The sequence below is a fragment of the Nocardioides sp. genome (assembly GCF_034670285.1).
Lineage (GTDB): Bacteria > Actinomycetota > Actinomycetes > Propionibacteriales > Nocardioidaceae > Nocardioides.
On the sequence record NZ_JAXMNS010000264.1, the window covers coordinates 1 to 5,515 of the forward strand.

A 5,515-nucleotide genomic window follows, 5' to 3' on the forward strand; every position below is an offset into this window, starting at 1 on the left:
TCGTCGAGGAGGACCCCCAGTCGATGGACTCCGAGGTGCTCCACGCCCTCGAGCGGCTCGGCGGCTTCGAGGTCTACGCCCTGCTCGAGGAGCGGATGCGACCGATGCCCGAGGACGTGCGCTCCGAGCGGCTGTCCCTGGTCTCGGCCTTCGTGCTGCGCGCGATCGCCGACCGGAGCCGCGCCGGCGAGCGAGCGACACCCGGACGCGCCCAGCTGGCGACCGAGCCCTTCACCCACAACCTGGTCGACATGGTCGTGGGCATGCTGTCGGCGCCCGCCTCCGCCTAGCCCCTCGCGGGACCCGGTGGAGACGGACGCCGGGGGCTAGCCTCTACCGCTGCTGGAGCGGGCGCGGCGCGAGACCGAGTCGATCGCGACGGCGAGCAGAAGCACCGCACCGGTGACCATGAACCGCACCGACGAGTCGACGCCGATCAGGTTGAGGCCGTTCTGGATGGACAGCAGCACCAGGATCCCGAGCATCGCGGAGTAGGCCGACCCCCGACCGCCGAAGAGGCTGGTGCCACCGATCACGGCTGCCGCGATCGCGGTCAGGTTGGTATCGGTGGTGCCGCTGCTCTGCGAGACCCAGGTCAGCTGGGCGGCGGCCAGGATGCCACCCACGGCGGCGAGGGTCGAGCACCCGACGAACACCGAGAGGTAGATCCGGTTGACCTTAATGCCCGAGCGGCGGGCCGCTTCCTCGTTGCCGCCGACGGCGAAGAGGTGCCGTCCCCAGCGGGTGCGACGCAGGGCGAAGTCCATCAGCACGACCAGCGCCGCGAAGAACAGCCAGAGATAGCTCCAGCCGCGCGCGAGGTAGAGGTAGTACGTCAGGTAGCCCAGGCCACCGGTGAGCAGGCCGGCACGCACCAGGATCGAGGTCGTCGACGGCGCACTCAGCTGCGCCTTCAACCGGCTCTGACGGCCCCACAGCTGGGCGGCGAGGAACGCCAGGCCGATCAGCGCGACGAGCACGTACGACGCCGCGCCGGTGAGGAACTTGAACCGGGCGAACTCCAGCAGCCAGCTGCCGGCGGGCAGGTTGATCGTGCCGTCGGTACCGAGGACGTAGAGCAGGACGCCCTGGAAGGCCAGCAGACCTGCCAGCGAGAACACGAAGCTGGGCACGCCGAGCTTGGTGTAGAGGAAGGCGTAAACCAGTCCGACGGCCACGCCGACGAGGACGCCGGCGAGGATGCCCAGGATCAGTGGCAGCCCGTTGTTGACCACCTGCACGGCCATCACGGCAGCCGAGGCCCCGCTGACCGAGCCGACCGACAGGTCGATCTCGCCCAGCAGCAGCACCAGCACGATGCCGAGGGAGATGATCCCGATCGGCGCCGCGAACTGGGTGATCGTCACCAGGTTGCGCGACGACAGGAAGATCGGTTCCTTGAGGTAGAAGACCACGCTGATCGCGACGAGGCCGAAGACCACGGGCAGGCTGCCGAGGTCACCGCCCTTGAGCCTCGACCAGAAGCCGAGCAGCATCGCTGCGGGCCCGCTGCCCTGGGCGATGAGCCGCTCGTCGAGGCGGTCGGACGAGGTCGTGGTGACGGGCTCAGCCATCGTGCTGCTCCTTGCTCGCTGCGCCCGAACGCGCGGCCCTGCTGGCCACCACGTTGTCGGAAGCGCCGGTGATGGCCGCCACCAGGTCGGCGGTGCTGACGTCCTCGGTGCGGAACTCCGCGGCGTTGCGCCCCAGGCGCATCACCACGATGCGGTCGGCGACCGCCTGCACGTCGGCCATGTTGTGGCTGATCAGGATGACGCCGAGCCCGTTCTCGCGAAGGCGCTCGACGAGGTTGAGCACCTCAGCGGTCTGCGCCACCCCGAGGGCGGCGGTGGGCTCGTCGAGCATCACGACCTTCGGGTCACCGACCAACGAGCGGGCGATGGCCACGGTCTGTCGCTGACCGCCCGACAGGCCGGCGATCGGGATCCGCACCGACGGGATCTTCGCGGAGAGGCTGCGCAGCAGGCGCCACGACTCGACCTCCATCGCGATCTCGTCGACGGCGCCGTGCTTGAGCTTCTCCTGCCCGAGGAAGAGGTTGGCGACCACGTCGAGGTTGTCGCAGAGCGCGAGGTCCTGGAACACCGTCGCGATGCCGAGGTCCTGCGCCTGGCGCGGGCCGCCGACCTTGACCTTCTTGCCGGCGAGCTCGATGTCGCCGGCGTCGGGCTGGTAGACGCCCGAGATCACCTTGACGAGCGTCGACTTGCCGGCGCCGTTGTCCCCCACCAGGGCGACCACTTCACCGGCTGCGACGTCGAGCGACACGTCGGTCAACGCCTGTACGGCGCCGAATCGTTTGTGGATGCCGGACAGGGAGAGCACGTTGCCACGCGCCTCCGTGCCCGGCTTCGCCACGTGGTGGGGGGCGGTCGTCACTGGATTCCGGCCGCCTTGCAGGCGTCGGCGTACGCAGCGGTGCAGATGTCGGCGACGGCGTAGAACCCGTCGGCGATCACGGTGTCGAGCACGTTGTCCTGGGTCACCGCGGTGGGGCTGAAGATGTAGGACGTGACGCCCTCGAAGTCGCTCTGCTCCACACCGGTCACCGAGGTGTCGGGGATGTCGTTGCCGCGGGCGATGTCGACGGCCAGCTCGGCGGCGGTCTCGGCCTCGATCGGGATGGGCTTGTAGATGGTGACGGTCTGCTCACCGGCGACGATGCGCTGGACCGCTGCCAGCTCGGCGTCCTGACCGGTGATCGGCGGCAGGTCAGCCGCCTTGACGCCCGCCCCGAGCAGAGCGGCGACGACGCCGCCGGCCTGGCCGTCGTTGGCGGCGTAGACGCCGTCGATGTTCTCGGCACCGAACTTCGTGACCTGGTCGGTGACGTAGCTCTGGGCGTTCTCGGGGCTCCAGTCGGGGTTGTCGTACTCGCCCAGGATCTCGAGCCCGGAGGCGTCGATGACCTCGTGAGCGCCGGCCTTGAACTGTCCGGCATTCGGGTCGCTGGGCGCACCGTTGAGCATCAGGATGTCGCCGGAGTCGTCCATCGCCCCGACCAGGGCCTCGCCCTGCATGTTTCCGACGGTGTTGTTGTCGAACGACATGTAGTAGTCGGCGCCCGCGATGAAGCGGTCGTAGGCGATGACCGGGACACCCTCGGCCTGGGCGTCGGCGACCATGCCGCCGGCGCCGTCACCGTTGACCGGGTCGAGCACGAGCACCTTGGCGCCCTTGGTCAGCGCTGCGGCGACCTGGGTCTGCTGCTTCGCCTCGTCCTGGTCGGCGTTGTAGTAGTCGACGACGCACTCCTCGCACAGCTCGGCGACCTTGGCCTCGAAGAGCGGCTTGTCGAACGCCTCGTAGCGCGTGGTCTTCGACTCGGGCAGGAGCAGCGCGATGCTCAGGCTGTCCGACGAGGTGCCGTCGGAGTTGTCGGCGCCGCTGCCGGACTGTGCGTCGTTGGCGCCACAGGCGGAGAGGCCGGCGGCCCCGATGAGAACGGCGGCGCCGGCGACGGCGAAGCGGTGAAGGGGTGTGGACACGGGACTCTCCTCGACTGAGATCGTTCAACCTGCTGGCTGAGACTAGGAACGAGTGTTGACGGTCACAAGGCTTGTCGTCAAGACATGATGGCAAAACAGTTGATTTGGGTTTGCGGGCCCGGTTTACGTTCACCTCTTGACCATTGCTGTGAGGTGTTGCACAGTTCGTCCCATGCCGACGTCCCCCCACTCCGCCCCGGGATCGACGTCGACCCTGCGCGTCGCCAACCAGCAGCGAGTCCTCGACCTGCTGCGCCGCGGGCCCGACGACCTGGACGACCCCACCGGTGTCTTCACGCAGGCCGAGATCTCGCGGGCCACCGGTCTCGCACCCGCGACCGTGTCCAACATCGTGCGCGACCTCGCGGGCAGCGGCCTGGTGAGCACCGATCCCGGCAGCGGCCGGCGGGGGTCCTCGGTGCGCCTGGCTCCGGGGGCGGGCACCGTCGCCGGCGTCGACTTCGGCCACAGCCACGTCGCGGTGGCCATCGGCGACCTGACCGGCCGGATCCTGGGCGAGGAGCGCCGCCCGCTCCCTCACGCCCATCACCACGACGAAGCCCTGACGTTGGCGACCGAGATGCTCGAGGGCCTCGCCTCCGGTCACAGTCGCGTGAAGCACGTCGGTCTGGGCCTGCCGGCCCCGGTCACCGACGAGACGGTCGGCTCGTCGTCGATCTTCCCCGGCTGGGACGGCGTCAACACGCGCCTGGTCGCGGAGGCCCACCTCGGCACCACGGTGTCGGTGGAGAACGACGCCAACCTCGGCGCCATCGCCGAGCACCGCTACGGCGTCGGCCGCGGGCACGACAGCTCGGTGTTCGTGAAGATCTCCTCGGGCGTCGGCGCCGGCATCATCATCGACAACCGGCTCTACCACGGCTCGGGCGGCACGGCCGGCGAGATCGGCCACCTCACGCTGGACGAGCAGGGACCCCTCTGCCGCTGTGGCAGCCGTGGGTGCCTCGAGGCCTACACCTCCTCGGGACCCGTGCTCGAGATGATGGCCGCTCAGCTGCCCGACGCCGATCTCGACGGGGTGTTCGCCGCCGCGCACGACGGTCACATCTCCGCCCAGCGTGCCCTGGAGGACGCGGGGCTCCACCTCGGGTGGGCGCTGGCCAGCATCGTCAACCTGCTCAATCCCTCGGTGGTCGTCGTGGGTGGCGACATGGCCCGCGCCGGTGAGCTGCTGCTGGCCTCGGCCCGCATCGGGCTGCGCCGTCACGCCCTGGACTCCGTCGCCACGACGCCGGTGCTCGGGTCGTTGCTGGGTGAGCGCGCGAGCCTCGTCGGCGCGGTGCTGCTCGCCGCCGAGAACACCCACCTCGCGGTCGACGGGTCCTGACGAGCTCTCCTCCGCTGGGATGTGGTCCGGGTCTCGTCGGCGGTGCTTGGCTGCCCCTGACACCCCTGACACAGCACGAGGGCCACGCACCACGGGAGGAGCAGCAGATGTCCTACGACAAGATCGAGCACGCTGACAACCCGGTCGTCACCGACGACCAGACGTCCGCGGACGACGAGGTCGCCGCCATCGAGGTCGAGCGCCGTCGGCGCCTCGACCCCGACAACCGTTCGGCGGGGACCGAGGTCGACAACACCCACGCGACCCTGCCCACGCTCGAGGCGTGGGAGGCCGAGCACGGCACCGACGCAGACGAGAGCGTCGGCACGTCCGACCCGTCGAAGACCTTCGCGGAGATGGAGGTCTCGGAGGAGGAGAAGGCCGAGATCGCCGCCGAGCGAGAGCGCCGTCTCGACCCCGCCAACCGACCAGCAGGCGCCGAGGTCGACAACACCGGGCGCACCGTCGTCGACGGCCGCTTCGTCGACTGAGCGGGACCGACCGCTCCGGGCGTGGGTCGGTCAGGGCGCTCCCGTGCCTCACATGAGCCCCGACGTCGACGTCCTGCTGGAGCGAGCCCGCACCTGGGCGGACCAGGATCCCGATCTGCAGACCCGCGCCGAGCTGGAGCAGGTCATCGCTGACGTGGTCGCCCAGT

The 5,515-nt window shown here is 69.8% G+C and carries 6 protein-coding genes; 3 read left to right on the forward strand and 3 right to left on the reverse strand.

The window, feature by feature from the left end:
• A partial coding sequence (locus VOI19_RS13300; RefSeq protein ID WP_323793444.1) for a hypothetical protein occupies positions 1 to 290 on the forward strand: 290 nt, incomplete at its 5' end.
• A 36-nt stretch (positions 291 to 326) separates the two neighbouring features.
• On the opposite strand, the gene VOI19_RS13305 is transcribed toward VOI19_RS13300, so the two are convergent.
• From VOI19_RS13305 to VOI19_RS13315, 3 genes are read right to left on the reverse strand one after another with little or no spacing between them, the layout of a single operon-like run.
• Complete coding sequence (locus VOI19_RS13305; RefSeq protein WP_323793445.1) at positions 327 to 1,574, reverse strand: sugar ABC transporter permease; 1,248 nt, start codon at positions 1,572 to 1,574, stop codon at positions 327 to 329.
• Positions 1,567 to 2,400: an ATP-binding cassette domain-containing protein gene (locus tag VOI19_RS13310; protein ID WP_416366382.1), complete on the reverse strand. Its 834-nt coding sequence runs from the start codon at positions 2,398 to 2,400 to the stop codon at positions 1,567 to 1,569. Before VOI19_RS13310 ends, VOI19_RS13305 begins: the two co-directional genes overlap by 8 nt.
• Positions 2,397 to 3,509 carry a substrate-binding domain-containing protein gene (locus VOI19_RS13315; protein WP_323793446.1) on the reverse strand — a complete coding sequence of 371 codons (1,113 nt, stop codon included), beginning with the start codon at positions 3,507 to 3,509 and terminating at the stop codon, positions 2,397 to 2,399. Before VOI19_RS13315 ends, VOI19_RS13310 begins: the two co-directional genes overlap by 4 nt.
• Positions 3,510 to 3,681: 172 nt before the next feature.
• On the opposite strand from VOI19_RS13315, the gene VOI19_RS13320 reads away from it, so the two are divergent.
• Together VOI19_RS13320 and VOI19_RS13325 are read left to right on the forward strand one after the other, a co-directional pair.
• Positions 3,682 to 4,857: an ROK family transcriptional regulator gene (locus VOI19_RS13320; RefSeq protein ID WP_323793447.1), complete on the forward strand. Its 1,176-nt coding sequence runs from the start codon at positions 3,682 to 3,684 to the stop codon at positions 4,855 to 4,857.
• A gap of 107 nt (positions 4,858 to 4,964) precedes the next feature.
• Positions 4,965 to 5,348: a hypothetical protein gene (locus VOI19_RS13325; protein WP_323793448.1), complete on the forward strand. Its 384-nt coding sequence runs from the start codon at positions 4,965 to 4,967 to the stop codon at positions 5,346 to 5,348.
• Positions 5,349 to 5,515 lie beyond the last annotated feature (167 nt).

Bases quoted from the DNA above. Each gene is read 5' to 3' on its own strand.
- VOI19_RS13325 (WP_323793448.1), top strand. From the start codon at position 4,965: ATGTCCTACGACAAGATCGAGCACGCTGACAACCCGGTCGTCACCGAC.
- VOI19_RS13320 (WP_323793447.1), top strand. From the start codon at position 3,682: ATGCCGACGTCCCCCCACTCCGCCCCGGGATCGACGTCGACCCTGCGC.
- VOI19_RS13305 (WP_323793445.1), bottom strand. From the start codon at position 1,574: ATGGCTGAGCCCGTCACCACGACCTCGTCCGACCGCCTCGACGAGCGG.